Here is a 16369-nt window from a genome sequence, read left to right on the forward strand (position 1 = left end):
GCCCCGACAAAAGCCACGCACAGGCGCTCAAAACAACTCAGGCGTCACCGGCACGGGCGGCGCCGTCGCTGCGGCGGCCTGCGCCGGCATCAGCGCGCCCACGCGCACCCCCAGCAGCCGCAGGCGCCGCTCCAGCGGCACGCGCTTGAGGCACAGGCCGGCGATGCGGCGGATCAGCGCCGCATCCTGCGTGGGCTGCTCTATGGTCTGGTCGCGCGTGGCGATCTTGAAGTCCTCGTAGCGCAGCTTGATGCCGATGGTGCGGCCCGCATAGCCCTTGCGCTGCAGGTCGGCGGCCACCTGCTGGCACAGCTCGGTGAAGATTTGCCCCAGCAGCGCACGGTCGCGCACCGCGTGCAGGTCGCGCTCGAAGGTCGTCTCGCGGCTCATGCTGACCGGCTCGCTCTCGGTGACCACCGGGCGCTCGTCACGGCCCCAGGCAGCAGCGTGCAGCCAGGCGCCGGTGCTCTTGCCAAACTGCGCCACCAGCCAGTCGCGCGGGCGTGCGGCCAGTTCGCCAATCGTCGTGATGCCATGGCCGTGCAGCTTCTCGTTGGTCTTGGGGCCAATGCCGTTGATCTTGCGGCAGGCCAGCGGCCAGATGCGCTCCTGCAAATCCTCGGGCCAGACGATGGCGATGCCATTGGGCTTGTTGAACTCGCTGGCCATCTTGGCAATCAGCTTGTTGGGCGCCACGCCGATCGAGCAGGTCAGGCCGGTGGCATCATGAATGCATTTCTGCAGCAGCCGCGCCAGCACGCGCCCACCTTCGCGCTGCCCGCCGGGAACGTCGGTGAAGTCGATGTAGACCTCGTCCACGCCGCGATCCTCCATCACCGGCGCGATCGACAGGATGACCTCCTTGAAGCGGCGCGAATAGCGCCGGTACTCGGCAAAGTCCACCGGCAGCAGGATGGCCTGCGGGCACAGGCGTGCCGCCTTCATCATGCCCATCGCCGATCCCACGCCGAACGCGCGCGCAGCGTAGGTGGCGGTGGTGATCACGCCGCGCCCCACATAGTCCTTGAGCACGGAAAAGGCGGCCAGCGGAATCTCGCCCAGCCGCCCGGCGTAGGCCTTGACCAGCACATCGTCCTCATCCCTGCGCCCACCGCCAATCACCACGGGCAGGCCGGCAAGCTGCGGGTAGCGCAGCAACTCGACCGACGCGTAGAAGGCGTCCATGTCCAGATGTGCGATGCGGCGGGGCGGTGGAGCAGCGGGTACGGATACGGCGGCGAGATCGGTCACACCCGTGATTGTCGCGTGGCGCAAACAACCTCAGGGCGCGTCCACACTCTCATTCCGTTTTTATATCAATCGAGTACGCGAAGGTGAAGCGCAGACAGTGCTGTAGCACGGCAAGCGAAGCCGACAAAGTAATCGGTTGATATAGAAATGGAATCAGATCGGCATTGCAGCGCTACAGCGCCTGCAGGCAGATCAGCACAAAGCCCAGCAAGGTCAGCGCCATGCCCAGCTTCTCCACGCCGGTCAGCGACTCGCGCAGCAGCCGGCGCGAGACCAGGTAGCTGAGCACCACCTCGATCATGCTGAGCGTGCGCACCGTGGCCGCCTGCTGCATCGCATAGGCGGTGAACCATGCCAGCGACGCGGCCGCGCCGGCGCTGCCCGCCATCAGTGAAAAACGCCAGGCCCGCGCCAACGGACGCAGGCCGTCGGGCGTGCGCAGCGCCACCCAGCCGCCTAGGCCGGCGGACTGCAGCGCCTGCGCAATCAGCACGCTCCACGCGCCAGACACCCAGGGCGACGCATCGGGCAGAGCCAGCGCCGCGCCGCGAAAGCCGACGGCGGCAATCGCAAACCCGGCGCCGCAGGCCAGGCCGTACAGCGCCGAGCGCCCCATGCCGCCACCGCGCGCGCCGCTGGCCGCGCCTGCGGGCAGCGTCAGCAGCAGCACGCCCACCGACGCAACGGCCATGGCCCACAGCACCAGCGGGCCCGGCAGCTCGTGCAGAAACACGGCGGCAAACAACGTCACCTGCAGCACCTCGGTCTTGGACAGCGTGATGGCCACCGCAAAATTGCGCGCCTGCATCGCCAGCAGCAGCGCCGCCGTGGCCAGCAGCTGGAACAGCGCACCCGTCGCCACCCAGGCAACGTAGCGCAGATTGAACTGCGGCAGCGCCGGCGCATCGCCCTGCGGCCCCTGGTAGAGCAGCACCAGCCACAACGCGGCAAAGGCAGGCCATAGAGAAAGCGCACCAGCGTCGCGCTCCAGGTGCCGACCTGGTCGGTCAGCTGGCGCTGGGCGGTGTTGCGCACCGTCTGCATGACGACGGCAAACAGCACCACGGGCACCCAGACCCAATCGGGTGCGTTGGCAAACAAGGCGTTCATGGAGCGGCAAGCATAGCCAGCGGGCACGCTTGCCAACCGCACTTTCTGGCGAGGTGCGCCGCAGCCAGCCAAGATGCCTGCGCCGTTTGTATCCACGCCCACGTCCACGCCTGCGCGTTCAATGAAAAATCCACCGCAAGCCCAGAAGACTTGCAGTGGATGGACGCCGCACTCGATCAGCGCGGGCGGTGGCGGCTTTGCGGCCTCACGTCTGCTGCTGGCGCCGGCGGCGCAACGCCATGGCGCCCAGCCCGCTCATCATCAGCCACGCCGCACCCGGCAGCGGAACGGCGGAGGGCGGCGTGATGTCGCCAACCGCACCAAAGCGCAGGCCGTCGATGGCAAAGCCGGCAGGCTCGGCGCCCGTCAGGCTGAACAAGACCCCGGCAATGTCGGCCACGCCGCTCATCGACACCAGGCCAAGAAACTCGATGCCCAGGCCGAGGTTGCTGACCGTCCCCAGCAAGGTGCCGTCGCGCTTGAAGGCCGTCAGGCCCAGCGAGCCGATGGCATTGAAGTACCCAGCGTCGAAGCCAACACCGTACTGATCGGTATCGAACAGCACGGCAATCGGGCCATTGAACGTGGGCGATCCGGAAAGTACGGGTGAGTTGGGCGCCGAGCCGTCGCTCTGGATATGGGTCTGCGAAGAATCCGCCGCCAGGCTTAGCCCTGCGGACGGCGTTCCCACCACGCAGGCGCTTGCCACCCCGCCGGGGCAATCGACGCCCGGGCTGGCGCTGAGCGACTGGCCGGTAAACCAGCCGCCAAAATTGACGGTGGGCGCGCCCGCGCCACCACCATAATCTGTCGGCAGATAGGTCGGGTTGACGGTTCCCATCGCGAACTCGCTGAATGTAATAAGCCCTGCCGTCGCATTGAAGTTGGACTCACTCACACGCACGACATCCGCAGACGCCAGCGAGCCAATGCACAGGGCACTGGCGCCAACCAGCGCAAGTGCCGTCGTGCGAAATCGAGGAAATTTCATGTTCGTCTCCTGAGAAAGCTTTTGGTGATTGCGCCGATGCCTGATGCACGGCTTTGCACGGGCGTGCGCAATCATTGGGCCGTCTCCTCTTGACCAGCGTCAACAGGCCTCAAGGGGCTATTGACATGTATTTTGGAGATTTACGCGCGGCGCGACAGGGTAGCTCCCCGGCACCAAAATCGTGTGGTCGACGGTCTGAATGTCGGTGTGACCGCAAAACGCCATGCTCACGTCCAGCTCCTTGTGCAGGATCTGCAAGGCCTTGGTCACGCCCGCCTCGCCGAACGCGCCCAGGCCGTAGACCATGGCGCGGCCGATCATGGTGCCGCGTGCACCCAGCGCCCAGGCACGCAGCACGTCCTGGCCGCTGCGGATGCCGCCGTCCATCCACACTTCCAGCTTGTCTCCCACGGCATCGACGATGGCCGGCAAGGCATGGATGGAAGACGGCGCGCCGTCGAGCTGGCGCCCGCCGTGGTTGCTCACCACGATGGCATCGGCGCCGTTGTGCGCGGCAAGCAGTGCATCCTCCACCTCCATGATTCCCTTGAGGATCAGCTTGCCGCCCCATTGCTGCTTGACCCAGCGCACGTCCTCCCACGACAGGCGCGGGTCGAACTGCTCCGTCGTCCACGCGGCCAGCGAATGCATGTCCGACACGCCCTTGACGTGGCCCACCAGGTTGCGAAAGGTGCGCCGCTGCGTGCCCGCCATGCCAAGACACCAGCGCGGCTTGGTCATCAGGTTGATGATGTTTTTGAGCGTGGGCCGCGGCGGCGCGGTGAGGCCGTTCTTGATGTCCTTGTGGCGCTGGCCGATGACCTGCAAGTCCAGCGTCAGCACCAGTGCGCTGCATTTCGCGTCCTTGGCGCGCCCGATCATGCGCGCCATGGCGCCCCGGTCGCGCATCATGTAGAGCTGGAACCAGAACGGCGCGCTGGTGTTCTCGGCGATGTCCTCGATGGAGCAGATGCTCATCGTCGAGAGCGTGAACGGGATGCCGAACTTCTCGGCCGCGCGCGCGGCGTGGATCTCGCCGTCGGCATGCTGCATGCCGGTCAGGCCCACGGGCGCAATGCACACCGGCATCGTGGCCTGCTGGCCCACCATGGTCGTGGCGGTGCTGCGGTTCTCCATGTTCACCGCCACGCGCTGGCGGAACTGGATTGCCTGGAAGTCGCGCTCGTTGGCGCGGTAGGTGCCCTCGGTCCATGAGCCCGAGTCGCAGTAGTCATAGAACATGCGCGGCACGCGGCGTTCGGCCACGCGGCGCAGGTCTTCGATGCAGGTGATCTTGGTCAGGTCGGCCATGGTGTTGCGGCAGGAAAAAAGCAGGCGGTCATCGTAGCCCCGGATCGCCGGGCGCCGCGCGCAAAGCGCGCCTGAAGGGTTTTGCCCGGGCTGCCAAAAACCAGCGGTACGGCTAGCATTGCCCCCATGCTGACCCTCTACACCGCCGCCACCCCCAACGGCCACAAAGTCTCGATCGCGCTCGAAGAACTCGGCCTGCCCTATGAACTGCACGTGCTCGACCTGAGCGCGGGCGAGCAGAAGCGCCCCGACTTTCTCGCCATCAACCCCAACGGCCGCATCCCGGCCATCGTCGACCACGACGCGGACGACTTCGCGGTGTTCGAGTCCGGCGCCATCCTCGTCTACCTAGCCGAGAAGACCGGCCGGCTGATGCCCCACGACACCAAGGGCCGCTCGCGCGTGCTGCAGTGGCTGATGTTCCAGATGGGCGGCATCGGCCCGATGATGGGCCAGGCCAACGTGTTTTACCGCTACTTTCCCGAGAAGATCCAGCCGGCCATCGACCGCTACCAGGCCGAGGGGCGGCGCCTGTTCGAGGTGCTTGACGACCACCTGGCGCACCACGAGTGGCTGGCCGGCGACTACTCGATCGCCGACATCGCCAACTGGGCCTGGGTGCGCACCCACCGCTGGTCGGGCATCTCGATCGACGGCCTGCCCCATCTGCGCCGCTGGCGCGACGCCATCCGCGCGCGCCCCGCGGTGCAGCGCGGCATCGAGCGCCCGCCGTCCAAGCTGGACTTGAGCGACGACAGCGACACCGATGAACAGGCGCAGGCTTTTTCCGAGCAGGCCCGCAGCATGATCGTGACGGGCCGCACCACACCACCGAAGGAGGCCTAGGTAATGAAGCTCTACACCGCGCACCGCGCGCCCAACCCCCGGCGCGTGCTGATGTTTCTGCACGAAAAAGGCATTGGCGGTATCGAGATGGTCGACGTCGACCTGAACGCCGGCGCCCACAAGCTGCCAGCCTTTCGGGCCAAGAACCCAGTGTCGCGCGTCCCGGCGCTGGAACTGGACGACGGACGCGTGCTGAGCGAGACCCGCGCTATCTGCAGCTACCTGGAGGGCATTTACCCCGCCCCCAACCTGATGGGAGCCAACCCCGAGGAGCGCGCCTTCATCGAAATGCACGACCGGCGCATCGAGTGGTACTGGCTGATGCCGATTGCCAACTGCGTGCGCCACACCCACCCGGGGCTGGCGGCGCTGGAGCAGCCACAGTTTCCCGACTTCGGCCGCTCCCAGGGCGAGAAAGTGCACGAGTCCGCACGCTGGCTCGACGACACGCTGGCCCAGCAGCCCTGGATGGCCGGCGAACGCTTCACGATTGCCGACATCACCGCGTTCTGCGCGCTCGAATTCGCCAGGCTGATGAAATTCAACGCCGGCGCCGCGGGCTTTGCCCGCCTGCAGGAATGGCGCGACCGCGTAGCCGCGCGCGACAGCGCCAAGGCGTAATTCCATTTCTATATCGATCGAGTACGCGAAGGTGAAGCGCAGACAGTGCTGTAGCACGACAAGCGAAGCCGACAAAGTAATCGGTTGATATGGAAATGGAATAAGAGCGTGCTTACGATCTCCTCGCCCTCCGCAGGCCACTGGCGCATCCAGCGCGGCGAGGGCGCCGCTCCCACGGTGTGCCCGGGACGCCGGAGGCCAGCCCCCCTGGCCGATATGCCGCACCCAACGTCACTGCGCACCGCCCCGCTGCGGTGGCTGCCGTTTTGCCGCCGCGCCGCGCACCTGCACGCCCACCTCGTCCAGCACCCGCCCACCCGCGTCCACCAGCTGCACGCGGTGCTGGCCCGGCCATGGCAGCCAGGCCAGGCGCGCGCCCTGGCCCACGCTGCGCCCGTCGATGCGCCAGTGCAGCGCGCCCTGGCCTGATGCTTCGAAGAACAAGCGCTGGCTTTCTGGCGGAATATCCGGGTCGAGCGCGACGATGGTGCCGTCGGCCGGCGCGGTGATGCGCGCCGACAGCGCCTGCCCGCCCCCGGCCTGCACCACCTTTGTCGCCGGGCGCTGCAGCGCAAACACCGCCTGCTGCGTTCCCTGCACAAACCATTCGCTGCGGGCAGCCTCCAGCGCGCCGCCATCGCTATCTGCAAAGCGCACCGGCTGTTGCACCACGCCCGCGGGCGGCGTGGGCGCACTGCTGCTGCCCTGGCGCGCGTGCAGCCAGCGCATCACGTCGGCCCAGATGGGCGCGGCGCCACTGGTGCCGCTGACGTCGTGCATCGGCGCGCCGCTGGCGTTGCCCACCCACACGCCGACGGTGTAGCGCCCGGACCAGCCCAGCGCCCAGTTGTCGCGCATGTCCTTGCTGGTACCGGTCTTGACCGCGCTCCAGAAGCGCGTGTCCAGCACGCTGGCCGGCCCGAAGGTGACCACGCGGGCATTGGCGTCGGCCAGGATGTCGCCGACGATGAAGGCCGCCGCCGCGTCCAGCACCCGCTGCCCGCGGGGCAGCGGCGCCTGCGCATCCAGCGCCTGCAGGCTCACCGGAGCGAGGACGCCGCCGCTGGCCAGCGCCCGGTAGGCGTTGGCCAGATCCAGCAGCCGCACCTCGGGGCTGCCCAGCGCCAGGCTGTAGCCGTAGTAGCCGCCCGACTCGGGCAAGCCCATGCCCAGCATGCGCAGCTGCTCGAAGAACGCGTCGGGCGTGACCATGACCAGCGTGCGCACCGCCGGCACGTTGAGCGATGCGGCCAGCGCGGTGCGCACCGACACCCAGCCCTTGAAGCGCAAGTCGTAGTTCTGCGGGATATAGAGGCCGCCGCCGGCGGCGATCTGCGCGGGCGAGTCCTCGATGAGCGATGCGGCCGTCAGCCGCTTTTGCGCAATTGCCTGCGCATACAGAAAAGGCTTGAGCGTGGAGCCGGGCTGGCGCAGCGCCAGCACGCCATCCACCTCGGCCGCGTCGCTCAGGCTGCCCGACGAGCCCACCCAGGCCAGCACCTCGCCACTGGCGTTGTCCAGCACCACGAGGGCGCCGTCGTGCACGTTGCGCCCGGCCAGCTCGCGCAGGCGGCGCACCAGCGTGGCCTGCGCAAAGCGCTGCAGCGGCGCGCTCAACGCGCTGCGCGCGCCCTCGGCCGGCTGGCCGCGCAGCCACTGGCGGGCAAAGTGCGGCGCAATCCCGTCGCTGGCCGGCCAGGCGCGCCGGCGCAGCGCGCCCTCGGCCAGCAGCTCAAGCGCAGCGCAGTCCACCGGTTGACCGGTGCGCATCAGGCGCAGCACGCCGCAGGCGCGCTGGGCGACCAGCCGCGGCCGGGCGTTGGGCGCGCGCACCAGCGCCGCGGCCAGCGCGCTCTCCTGCGCGTCCAGCCCGTGCGCCGCCTTGGCAAACAGCGTGCGGCTGAGCGCGTCGATGCCGACGAGCTCGCCGCGAAACGGCACCAGGTTCAGGTAGGCCTCCAGGATCTCGTCCTTGCGCCAGCGCCGGTCGAGCACCTGCGCGGCCACCGCCTGCTCCAGCTTCTGCGCCATGCTCCGGCCCCCGCCGCGCAGCGCCAGGTCATCGTCGATCAGGCCGGCCAGCTGCATGGTGATGGTTGACGCACCGCGCGTGCGCTCGTGCCACAGCCGCCCCCAGGCCGCCGCCGACACCGCGGCCCAGTCGACGCCGCTGTGCGCGTAAAAGCGCTTGTCCTCGCTGAGCACCAGGGCGCGCCGCAGTGCGGGCGACACCTCGGCCAGCTGCAGCCACCGGCCGCGGCGCACGCTGGCGTCGGTGCGCACGCGCTCGATCACCTCGCCCTCGCGCGACAGCACCTGCGTCTCGGACGAGCGCCACTGCGCGCGCACTTCGTCGAATGCCGGCAACGCCAGCGCGGACGTTGCCGCCAGGGCCATGCAAAGCACGACGGCCGCGCGGCGCATCATCACCTTGCGACGCGCGCACCCCGCAGCAGCGCCGCGTCGCACCAGCGCTGCGCCACCCGGGGCGCGGTGGCGCACACCGCATCGTGCGTGGCCGTGGCGACGGCGCGCTCCAGCAGCTGGATGTCGGCCTCGTGCTGGCGGGCCACATGCGGGTCTTCGAAAAAGATGACGCGCTGGCAGCGGCGCTCCAGCACCAGGTCGGCGATCTGCGCGTCGCCGCCCAGCGGACCGCTGTTGTAGCGATCGACCCAGGGCGTGCCCGCAGGCCAGCCCTGGCTCCAGGCCAGCTCGTTCAGCCGCTGGCCCGTGGTGCCCGTGGCCACGCGCCTGCCAAAACGCGACAGCAGCGCGAAGTTGCCCGCGGCGAAGTCCAGCATGGCGCCCTTCATCGCGTCGTGCGCAATCAGCGCCAGGGTCTGCGCGCCGTAGTCGTGAAAGCGATCGGCATTGGGGTCGGGCGCCAGCCCCGCGTGCATGCGCTCCATCTCCACCCAGTCGCGCGCGCCGGCCACGGTGCCCAGAAAAGGCTTGCCTTGGATCACGCACTGGCGCTTGAGCGCCAGCGCCTCGGGAAAGACGGACGACGGATCCACCGGGTCGATGAGATAGATGGCGCCGTCCAGCGTGCGCCCCGGCTCCGCCATGCCCACCACCTCGGCGACGAGCTTCATCAGCCCCCCGTCGCGCCCATAGGGGTAGCGCACCAGCGGCGCATAGCCGCGCAGCATGCCGGCGGCGGCAATCGCGTCATAGGTGCGGCCCACGGCATGCAGGCCGAGCCCGAGCTCGCGCATGCCCGCCTCGCAGGCGCGCAGCAAGGCGAACAATGCGGCGTCTTCGGTCTGGTGGTGCAGACGGTTGGCGGCAAGACCCAGGTGCATGGCGTGTGTGCCTCCTACCGTGCCGCGGCAGGCACGCCAAAGCCTTGCGACGCCAGGCGCCCGCCGTCGTCGAACACCAGCTCGCGCTCGGGCCAGCGCATGGCGGCCAGCTTGAAGCGGCGGTCCGGATCCTCGCCCCGCTGGCGCGCCACCCAGCGCCCGCCGACGGAATAGTCCACGCAGAACACATTGCCGCGCAGGCCATGCCAGGCCAGCGGCGGCGTGTGGCCAAACAGGTTTTCGGCCTGCGGCCCGTGGGCTGCCGCATCGCCGGGCACGATCCGGCGCCAGTAGTGGCCGACGATGACGGCCTGGGCGCCGTCGTATTCGTTCCACCAGGCCACGCGCTGGACGAAGCGCCATTTGCCGCCCGCGTAGAACGGGTTGCGGCATTCGCGCTCCACGCCGGCGGTCAGCACCTTGAGCGGGTTGACCATGGACTTGCCCAGCTCGCGCTCGCTGTGCGCGGGCAGGAAGGGCGGCTGCTGGCCGTGATCTTCCAGGCTGTGGGGCCATTGGCGGCGCTCGTCCTGCATGCGGCTGGCCACGTCGCTGGCCTGGGCCTGGCGGGCTGCCACGTCCTCGAACCGGTCGTAGGCGCTGCGCGCGCTGCCCATGGCCAGGCCGCGTGCCGTGGCGATCTGCGGCCCAAGCCAGGCGGCATGCACCACGCGCAGGTCGTCCCGCTCCAGGGCGATCGGCAGCTGGCCCAGCTGCGCCAGCATGGCCGGCGCATCGTCCATGGACATGCGCGCAAACGGCGCGTACTTGGCCTGGTCGGACGCGGCGCGGCTGTCGAAGTACCAGCCCGAACCGTCCTTGGGGTCGCCCCGCAGCAGGTTGATCTCGTGGTTGCCCAGCACGGCCAGGGCCTTGCCGCTGGCGAGCATCGGCAGGATGAGGCGCAGCACCGTGGGGCTGTCGGGGCCGCGGTCGCAGAAGTCGCCGACGAAGACCAGGCGGCGCCCCTCGGCATGCCTGCCCGCGCGGTCGTAGCCCAGGTGGACAAGCAGTTGCTCCAGCGCAGCGATCTCGCCGTGGATGTCGCCGACGATGTCGAGAGGGCCTTCAGGCAGGCGCTGAACGAGGCTCATGGCTTGGTTTCTAGTACAGCGACCTAGAAGTAGAGGAACACAATGAAAGCGATGGATTCGCGCCCAGGGCAAGGCGCAAACCGCAGCGATAGCCATAGCTATCGCGAGGATTTGCAACGCCGCCATGGGTGCGAAGACACGCTTTCATGTTTCGATATTTCCAGGTTGCTGTACTGGTATCGATACGGCTGTCCGGAAACCATCGAAGCAAGGCGCTGCGCCCGCACCCCAGTGACGACGCCGCCCGTCCTGGCAACAGTGACGGCCATCGCGGCGTTTTGCGCCTTGCCTTGCGCGTGAGTCCATCGATTTCATCCTGCTCCTCTGCCTGCCGGGGTTGCCCTGCCCCGCTGCGGTCGGCCCATCCCGACAAACGTGCAGTATGGCACGCAGCCACGGCGCACAAATTCGGTGCCGTGGTTTTTGCTGCAATGCAATATCACCGCCGCCGGCGCAAGGCCGGGCCGCACGCCCGGTCGGCCGGATCAGCCCAGCTGCAGCCACACCGGCTGGTGGTCGGAGGCGCGCGTCTGCCCATCCACCTGCATCGCGCGCACCTGGCCGCGCAGCGAATCACTGGCCCAGACGAAGTCGCAGGCAAACGGCTCGGGCGCGTAGCGGTCGTCGAACAGGCAGAACGTCGGCGGCTGCGGCTGGCCGGGGTGCAACAGCTGCCAGGCGTCGTACAGCGCCGGCGTGCCGGCGTCCGCCCAGCCCTCGGCCTCGGCGGGCGAGAGCGGCGCTGCCAGCGCGGCGTATTCGGGGTCGCTGGCGCGCAGGTTGAAGTCGCCGCACAGCAGCGCATGCGGCGTGTGCGGCGGGCTCTGGAAGGGCGATCCGTCGCTGCACGGCGGCGGCGGGCAGGCGGCCTGGGCGCCGTACTGCAGGTGCAGCGCGCGCAGCGCCAGCGCCTGGGCCATGCGCTGGCGCTTGGAGAAATATTCGAGGTGCGTGGTCATCACGCGCACCGGCCCCAGCGCCGCATCGCGCACCGTCACTACGCTGCACATGCGCGGCATCGAGCGCACGCCCGCATCCGGTGGGTAGGGCAGCGGGTGGTGCTGCACCGCCAGCACCGGCAGGCGCGTGGCGACCAGGTTGCCAAAGCGCTGGCGCCCGGCGGCGCTCCAGCCATCGACCGCCGCGCCGAAAAACACCTGCCAGCCTGCCGGCAGCAGCGCGCGCACCTCGGCCAGCTGGTCGCCGGGCGCACCGGCCAGGCTGGGGTAGTTGACTGCGATCTCCTGCAGGCACAGCACATCCACGTCGCCCAGGGCGAGTGCGCCCTGCACGATCCGCGCCACGTCCACGCGGCCATCGAGGCCGCAGCACCACTGGGTGTTCCAGGTCACGATCTGCATGTATGTCTTTCGTGTTCACGACCCCGGTTGAACCATTCCCGTCTCCGTCATGCCGGCGAAAGCCGGCATGACGGAGACGACGCCTCTTTCACCGCGAGGACTGGATTGCGGCTTTCGCCGCAATGACGAGGGCAGCCCCCGCGCAAACGCGCCAGGCTACTTGATCCCCGCGCGCATGAAGCTCTGCACGAACTGGCGCTGGAACAGCAGAAAGCCGACCAGCAGCGGCGCCGAGGTCAGCAGCGTGGCAGCGGTGATGGTCGACCAGTCCACGCCCTGCTCGACGCTGGAGAACACCTGCAGGCCGACGGTCAGCGGGCGCGACTCGACGCTGTTGGTGATGATGAGCGGCCACAGGAAGTTGTTCCAGTGAAAGCTGACCGATACCAGCGCGAACGCGGTATAGACCGGCCGCGCCAGCGGCACGTAGACGCGCCACAGTGTCTGCAGCGTGCTCGCGCCCTCGACGCGCGCGGCCTCGTCCAGCTCCTTGGGGATGCCCAGGAAGGTCTGGCGCAGCAAAAAGATGGCGAACGCCGAGGCGAAGTACGGCAGGCCGATGGCGGTGAGCGTGTCCACCAGGCCCAGGTGGGCCATGGTCTTGTAGTTCTCCACCAGCAGGATGTCCGGCATGATCATCAGCTGCACCAGCACCAGCGCAAACGCCACGTTCTTGCCGCGAAAGTCGTAGCGCGCAAAGGCAAACGCCGCCAGCGTGGAGAGCACCAGCTGCACCGCCAGGATCAGCAGCACCAGCAGCGTGGTGTTGAGGAAGTAGCGCGCAAATGGCGCCGCCTCCCAGGCGTTGCGAAAGTTCTGCAGCGTCCAGGGCGCGGTGAAGTCCAGGCGGATCGCGTACTCGCTGGTGTGGAACGCGGTCCAGAAGGCATAGGCCAGCGGCAATATCCACAAGAGCGCCAGCAGCCAGGCGCCCAGCGTATCCAGCCAGTTGTGGCGGTAGATGGCAATCGAGGCGCGGCTCATTGGTAGTGCACCTTCTTGTCGAGCACGAAGAACTGCAGCAGCGCCACGCTGGCCAGCACCACGACCAGCACCACGGTCACCGCGGCGGCGTAGCCGGTGTCCCAGAACTTGAAGCCGACCTCGTACAGGTGGTAGAGCAGCAGCGTGGTGGCGTTGTCCGGCCCGCCGCGCGTCAGGATGAAGATGTGGTCCACCAGGCGAAAGGCGTTGATCACCGCGTTGACCAGCACGAACAGCGTGGTCGGCATCAGCAGCGGCCACTGCACGCGGCGAAAGAAATACCAGCGCGACGCGCCCTCGATGGCCGCGGCCTCCTTCAGGCTGGGGTTGAGCGTCTGCAGCGCGGCCAGGTAGAAGATCATGAAGAAGCCCGCCTCCTTCCACACCGCCACCAGCGTCACGCAGGCCAGCGCGGTGGCCGGGTCGCCCAGCCAGTTGTGCGACGGGAAGCCGAACAGCCCAGTGATCTGCTCCAGCAGCCCGTACTGCGGCGTGTAGAAGAACAGCCAGATGTTGGCCACCGCGATCATCGGCAGCACCGTGGGCGTGAAATAGGCCATGCGCAGAAAGGCGCGCCCGGCGATGCGTTCATTCACCCACACCGCCATCAGCAGCGCCAGGCCGATGGAGGCGGGAATCGTCGCGCCGGCAAACCACAGGTTGTTGCGCACCGCCTGCCAGAACACCGGGTCGTCGGCCATGACCGCGTAGTTCTCCAGCCCCACCCACACCGCCGGCCGGCTGCCGCGGGGCGTGGAGTAGAAGCTGTCGATCAGCGTGGCCAGCGCCGGCCAGTGGGTGAAGGCCACCAGCAGCACCAGCGCCGGCAGCAGCAACAACCAGGCGTGGAGGGCGCGCTGGCCCGAGCCGGCTTTCGCGAAGGCGGTCATGCGCGTGGCTTCACTGGTAGGCGCGCAGGATGCGGTCGGCGTCCCGCTGCGCGTCCTTCATCGCCTGGGCCGGCGTCTTGGTGCCGTTGAGCGCGGCCTGGATGGCGTCGCTCAGCACCTTGGTCACGCGCTGGTTCTCGTGCGTCGAGAACTCGGCCACCGACACCGGCAGCTGGTCGCGCGCCACCAGCGCGGGCGGGAACTCGGCGCCGTATTTCTTGAGCGCCGGCGTGTCGTACGCCGCGGGCGACGTGGCCACATAGCCGCTGTCGATGCTCCACTGCGCGGCGCGCTCGGGCGCGGTGATCCACTGCACGAACTTGAACGCCGCCTCCTGCTGCTCCCTGGGCGCCTTCTTGAAGATGTAGAAGTTGCCGCCGCCCGTCGGCGAGCCGCCCTTGCGCACGTTGCCGGCGATCGGCGCCACGCCGAAGTCGAACTTGGCGTTGTTCTTCACGTTGGTCAGGTTGCCGGTGGTGGTGACGATGATGGCCGCCTTCTTCTCGAAGAAGTCCTTGGGCGTCGTGCCCCACTCGACCACGCCCTTGGGGTGCACGCCTTCCTTGGCGAGATCAACCCAGAACTGCAGCGCCTCGACGACCTTCGGGTCGTCGAACGTCACCTTGGTGCCGGCCTCGTTGGCCAGCAGCACGTCGTTGGGCGTGGTCAGCGTCTGCAGCAGCCAGTAGGCAAAGCCGGTGGACGGGATCTGCACGCCGTACTGCGCGACGTTGCCCGAGGCATCCTTCTTCGTCAGCTTGTGCGCGGCTTCCTTGAGCTCCTTCCAGTTCGCGGGCGCCTTGTTCGGATCCAGCCCCGCCTCCTTGAAGGCGTCCTTGTTGTAGTACATCACCACGGTGGAGCGCTGAAACGGAATGCCCCAGGTCTTGCCACCCGTCTGGCTGTTGGCCATGAAGGCCGGGTAGAAGCTCTTGAGCCAGGCGCGGTCGGCGTCGGTCTTGAGGAAGTCGTCGATCGGCGTGATCGCGTCCTCGTCGATCAGCGTGAACATGTCGGTCGACAGCAGCACCGAGGTCGCCGGCGCCTTGCCGGCCTTGTTGGCCGTCAGCGCCTTGACCAGCGTCTCCTGGTAGGTGCCGGCGTAGATCGGCTGCACCTTGGTGCCCGGGTGGTCGGCGTTGAAGGCATCGGCATAGCCGTCGATCACCTTTGTGATCGGGCCGCCGACTGCCACCGGGAAGTAGAACGGCACCTCCACCGCGCCCTGGGCCCAGGCGGTGCTGGTGCAGGCGATCACGGCCGCAGCGGCGGCAGATTTCAGAAAGGTCTTGCGTTGCATCACGGTCTCCTTGTCATTCACGGGTGAAAAAGCACACAACCACACCGGCTCGGCACACCGAGCCGGTGCAGCGCGTCAGGCCGGCAGGCGCCGGCCGTCGGCGTCGAAGAAATGCGGGTCTTCGGCAAGCCAGGCCAGGCGCACCGCGTCGCCCGGGGGCCGCGGGCCGCCGGGCGTGCGCACCGTCACGGTCTCGCTGCCCAGGCGGCAGCGCAGCACCTGGTCGGCGCCCAGGTATTCCTGGTCCTGCACCGTGGCCTCGACGCCGTCGGCGTCGCCCAGGCGCACCGCCTCGGGGCGCAGGCCGAGCCAGTGGGCGCCGGCCGGCGCCACGCGGTGGTGGGTGCCGGCGATGCAGCCGTCCTGCAGCTGCAGCAGATTCATCGGCGGCGTGCCGATGAAGCGCGCGGCAAACGTCGTCGCCGGGCGCGCATAGATCTCGCGCGGCGGTGCGCACTGCTCGACCCGCCCCTGGTTGAGCAGCACGACCTGGTCGGCCATGCTCATCGCCTCGGTCTGGTCGTGCGTCACGTAGACCACCGTCAGGCCCAGGCGCTGCTGCAGCTCGCGCAGCTCGGTGCGCATTTCCTGGCGCAGCTGCGCGTCCAGGTTGGACAGCGGCTCGTCCATCAGGCAGACCTTGGCCTGCGCCACCAGCGCGCGGCCCAGCGCCACGCGCTGCTGCTGCCCGCCCGAGAGCTGGCCCGGCCGGCGCTCCAGCAACTGCGACAGGCCCAGCAGCTCGGCCGCCTCGGCCACGCGCCGCTGCGCCTCGGCCTTGGGGGTCTTGCGCACCGACAGGCCGAAGCCGATGTTCTGCGCCACGGTGAGGTGAGGGAACAGCGCGTAGTTCTGGAACACCATGGCAATGCCGCGCTCGGCCGGCGGCAAGTGGGTCACGTCGCGCCCGCCGATACGCACCTGGCCGCTGCTGGCGCTCTCCAGGCCGGCAATGATGCGCAGCGTGGTCGACTTGCCGCAGCCGGACGCACCCAGTAGCACGCAGAACGACCCGGGTTCGATGCGCAAGTCCATCGACTGCAGGGCCGTGGTGGCGCCCCAGGACTTGGCGACGTGTTCAAGCTCTATCAAAGACATCGGGCGAGTGTAGAAGCAAATCTGTGACAAGCTGGTGACAGATGGATGACAGGGCGCACAGGGGGGCCGAGCGCAGCGATGGCCCGTTTCGGGGCTCCCCCCTCTGGCCGTACCGAGGAGCGCAGGGCATGGGGCGCGCGCGGGTGCCGCAGGACACCCGCGCTTCGTGATCTGACTGGCCGCATCTGTTTGAACGGAGCTGCG

At 68.6% G+C, this 16369-nt stretch carries 14 protein-coding genes and 1 pseudogene; 3 read left to right on the forward strand and 12 right to left on the reverse strand.

Annotated elements, in window-relative coordinates:
- Positions 1–27: 27 nt before the first annotated feature.
- From ABD767_RS05650 to ABD767_RS05665, 4 genes and pseudogenes are all read right to left on the reverse strand, one after another.
- A complete protein-coding gene (locus ABD767_RS05650) occupies positions 28–1185 on the reverse strand; it encodes a Y-family DNA polymerase (RefSeq protein ID WP_103044301.1) in 1158 nt (385 codons plus the stop codon).
- Positions 1186–1423: 238 nt separating this feature from the next.
- Positions 1424–2361 (reverse strand): annotated as a pseudogene (locus tag ABD767_RS05655) (DMT family transporter).
- A 205-nt stretch (positions 2362–2566) separates the two neighbouring features.
- Complete coding sequence (locus ABD767_RS05660) at positions 2567–3427, reverse strand: VPLPA-CTERM sorting domain-containing protein (RefSeq protein ID WP_344868681.1); 861 nt, start codon at positions 3425–3427, stop codon at positions 2567–2569.
- A gap of 42 nt (positions 3428–3469) precedes the next feature.
- Positions 3470–4663 (reverse strand): L-lactate dehydrogenase, encoded by a 1194-nt coding sequence (locus ABD767_RS05665; RefSeq protein WP_103046613.1) that lies wholly within the window; start codon positions 4661–4663, stop codon positions 3470–3472.
- Positions 4664–4789: 126 nt separating this feature from the next.
- Between ABD767_RS05665 and ABD767_RS05670 the strand changes: the two genes are divergently transcribed.
- Both ABD767_RS05670 and ABD767_RS05675 read left to right on the forward strand, forming a co-directional pair.
- On the forward strand, positions 4790–5509 hold the full coding sequence (locus ABD767_RS05670) for a glutathione S-transferase N-terminal domain-containing protein (protein ID WP_103046612.1): 720 nt from the start codon (positions 4790–4792) through the stop codon (positions 5507–5509).
- A 3-nt stretch (positions 5510–5512) separates the two neighbouring features.
- Positions 5513–6130: a glutathione S-transferase N-terminal domain-containing protein gene (locus ABD767_RS05675; protein ID WP_103046611.1), complete on the forward strand. Its 618-nt coding sequence runs from the start codon at positions 5513–5515 to the stop codon at positions 6128–6130.
- Between the two features lie 231 nt (positions 6131–6361).
- On the opposite strand, the gene pbpC is transcribed toward ABD767_RS05675, so the two are convergent.
- From pbpC to ABD767_RS05690, 3 genes are read right to left on the reverse strand one after another with little or no spacing between them, the layout of a single operon-like run.
- A complete protein-coding gene (pbpC, locus tag ABD767_RS05680) occupies positions 6362–8554 on the reverse strand; it encodes a penicillin-binding protein 1C (RefSeq protein ID WP_103046645.1) in 2193 nt (730 codons plus the stop codon).
- Between the two features lie 2 nt (positions 8555–8556).
- On the reverse strand, positions 8557–9438 hold the full coding sequence (locus ABD767_RS05685; protein WP_103046643.1) for a methylglyoxal synthase: 882 nt from the start codon (positions 9436–9438) through the stop codon (positions 8557–8559).
- Positions 9439–9452: 14 nt separating this feature from the next.
- The gene (locus tag ABD767_RS05690; protein WP_103046644.1) at positions 9453–10532 is read right to left on the reverse strand and encodes a metallophosphoesterase; all 1080 of its coding nucleotides are present in this window, start codon (positions 10530–10532) and stop codon (positions 9453–9455) included.
- 42 nt (positions 10533–10574) lie between these two features.
- Here ABD767_RS05690 and ABD767_RS05695 point away from each other — a divergent pair, with 42 nt between their 5' ends.
- Positions 10575–10832: a hypothetical protein gene (locus tag ABD767_RS05695; protein WP_344868686.1), complete on the forward strand. Its 258-nt coding sequence runs from the start codon at positions 10575–10577 to the stop codon at positions 10830–10832.
- A gap of 185 nt (positions 10833–11017) precedes the next feature.
- On the opposite strand, the gene ABD767_RS05700 is transcribed toward ABD767_RS05695, so the two are convergent.
- The 5 genes from ABD767_RS05700 to ABD767_RS05720 form a co-directional block, all read right to left on the reverse strand.
- Positions 11018–11893 (reverse strand): endonuclease/exonuclease/phosphatase family protein, encoded by an 876-nt coding sequence (locus ABD767_RS05700; protein ID WP_103045438.1) that lies wholly within the window; start codon positions 11891–11893, stop codon positions 11018–11020.
- Between the two features lie 156 nt (positions 11894–12049).
- Entirely contained in the window at positions 12050–12877 is an 828-nt protein-coding gene (locus ABD767_RS05705) for an ABC transporter permease subunit (RefSeq protein ID WP_103045439.1), read from the reverse strand.
- Entirely contained in the window at positions 12874–13767 is an 894-nt protein-coding gene (locus ABD767_RS05710) for an ABC transporter permease subunit (RefSeq protein ID WP_103045440.1), read from the reverse strand. Before ABD767_RS05710 ends, ABD767_RS05705 begins: the two co-directional genes overlap by 4 nt.
- Positions 13768–13777: 10 nt before the next feature.
- Positions 13778–15067: an extracellular solute-binding protein gene (locus ABD767_RS05715; RefSeq protein WP_103045450.1), complete on the reverse strand. Its 1290-nt coding sequence runs from the start codon at positions 15065–15067 to the stop codon at positions 13778–13780.
- A 75-nt stretch (positions 15068–15142) separates the two neighbouring features.
- A complete protein-coding gene (locus ABD767_RS05720) occupies positions 15143–16165 on the reverse strand; it encodes an ATP-binding cassette domain-containing protein (RefSeq protein ID WP_103045441.1) in 1023 nt (340 codons plus the stop codon).
- Positions 16166–16369 lie beyond the last annotated feature (204 nt).

The organism is Comamonas faecalis (assembly GCF_039538025.1).
In the GTDB taxonomy this organism is placed as follows: domain Bacteria; phylum Pseudomonadota; class Gammaproteobacteria; order Burkholderiales; family Burkholderiaceae_C; genus Comamonas_C; species Comamonas_C faecalis.

What these genes read in the sequence shown, in the direction of transcription:
- ABD767_RS05660 (WP_344868681.1), bottom strand. Translation starts at nt 3,427, where the DNA reads ATGATTGCGCACGCCCGTGCAAAGCCGTGCATCAGGCATCGGCGCAAT.
- ABD767_RS05670 (WP_103046612.1), top strand. Translation starts at nt 4,790, where the DNA reads ATGCTGACCCTCTACACCGCCGCCACCCCCAACGGCCACAAAGTCTCG.
- ABD767_RS05675 (WP_103046611.1), top strand. Translation starts at nt 5,513, where the DNA reads ATGAAGCTCTACACCGCGCACCGCGCGCCCAACCCCCGGCGCGTGCTG.
- ABD767_RS05700 (WP_103045438.1), bottom strand. Translation starts at nt 11,893, where the DNA reads ATGCAGATCGTGACCTGGAACACCCAGTGGTGCTGCGGCCTCGATGGC.
- ABD767_RS05685 (WP_103046643.1), bottom strand. Translation starts at nt 9,438, where the DNA reads ATGCACCTGGGTCTTGCCGCCAACCGTCTGCACCACCAGACCGAAGAC.
- ABD767_RS05710 (WP_103045440.1), bottom strand. Translation starts at nt 13,767, where the DNA reads ATGACCGCCTTCGCGAAAGCCGGCTCGGGCCAGCGCGCCCTCCACGCC.
- ABD767_RS05695 (WP_344868686.1), top strand. Translation starts at nt 10,575, where the DNA reads ATGAAAGCGATGGATTCGCGCCCAGGGCAAGGCGCAAACCGCAGCGAT.
- pbpC (WP_103046645.1), bottom strand. Translation starts at nt 8,554, where the DNA reads ATGCGCCGCGCGGCCGTCGTGCTTTGCATGGCCCTGGCGGCAACGTCC.
- ABD767_RS05690 (WP_103046644.1), bottom strand. Translation starts at nt 10,532, where the DNA reads ATGAGCCTCGTTCAGCGCCTGCCTGAAGGCCCTCTCGACATCGTCGGC.
- ABD767_RS05650 (WP_103044301.1), bottom strand. Translation starts at nt 1,185, where the DNA reads ATGGACGCCTTCTACGCGTCGGTCGAGTTGCTGCGCTACCCGCAGCTT.
- ABD767_RS05665 (WP_103046613.1), bottom strand. Translation starts at nt 4,663, where the DNA reads ATGGCCGACCTGACCAAGATCACCTGCATCGAAGACCTGCGCCGCGTG.
- ABD767_RS05720 (WP_103045441.1), bottom strand. Translation starts at nt 16,165, where the DNA reads ATGTCTTTGATAGAGCTTGAACACGTCGCCAAGTCCTGGGGCGCCACC.
- ABD767_RS05715 (WP_103045450.1), bottom strand. Translation starts at nt 15,067, where the DNA reads ATGCAACGCAAGACCTTTCTGAAATCTGCCGCCGCTGCGGCCGTGATC.
- ABD767_RS05705 (WP_103045439.1), bottom strand. Translation starts at nt 12,877, where the DNA reads ATGAGCCGCGCCTCGATTGCCATCTACCGCCACAACTGGCTGGATACG.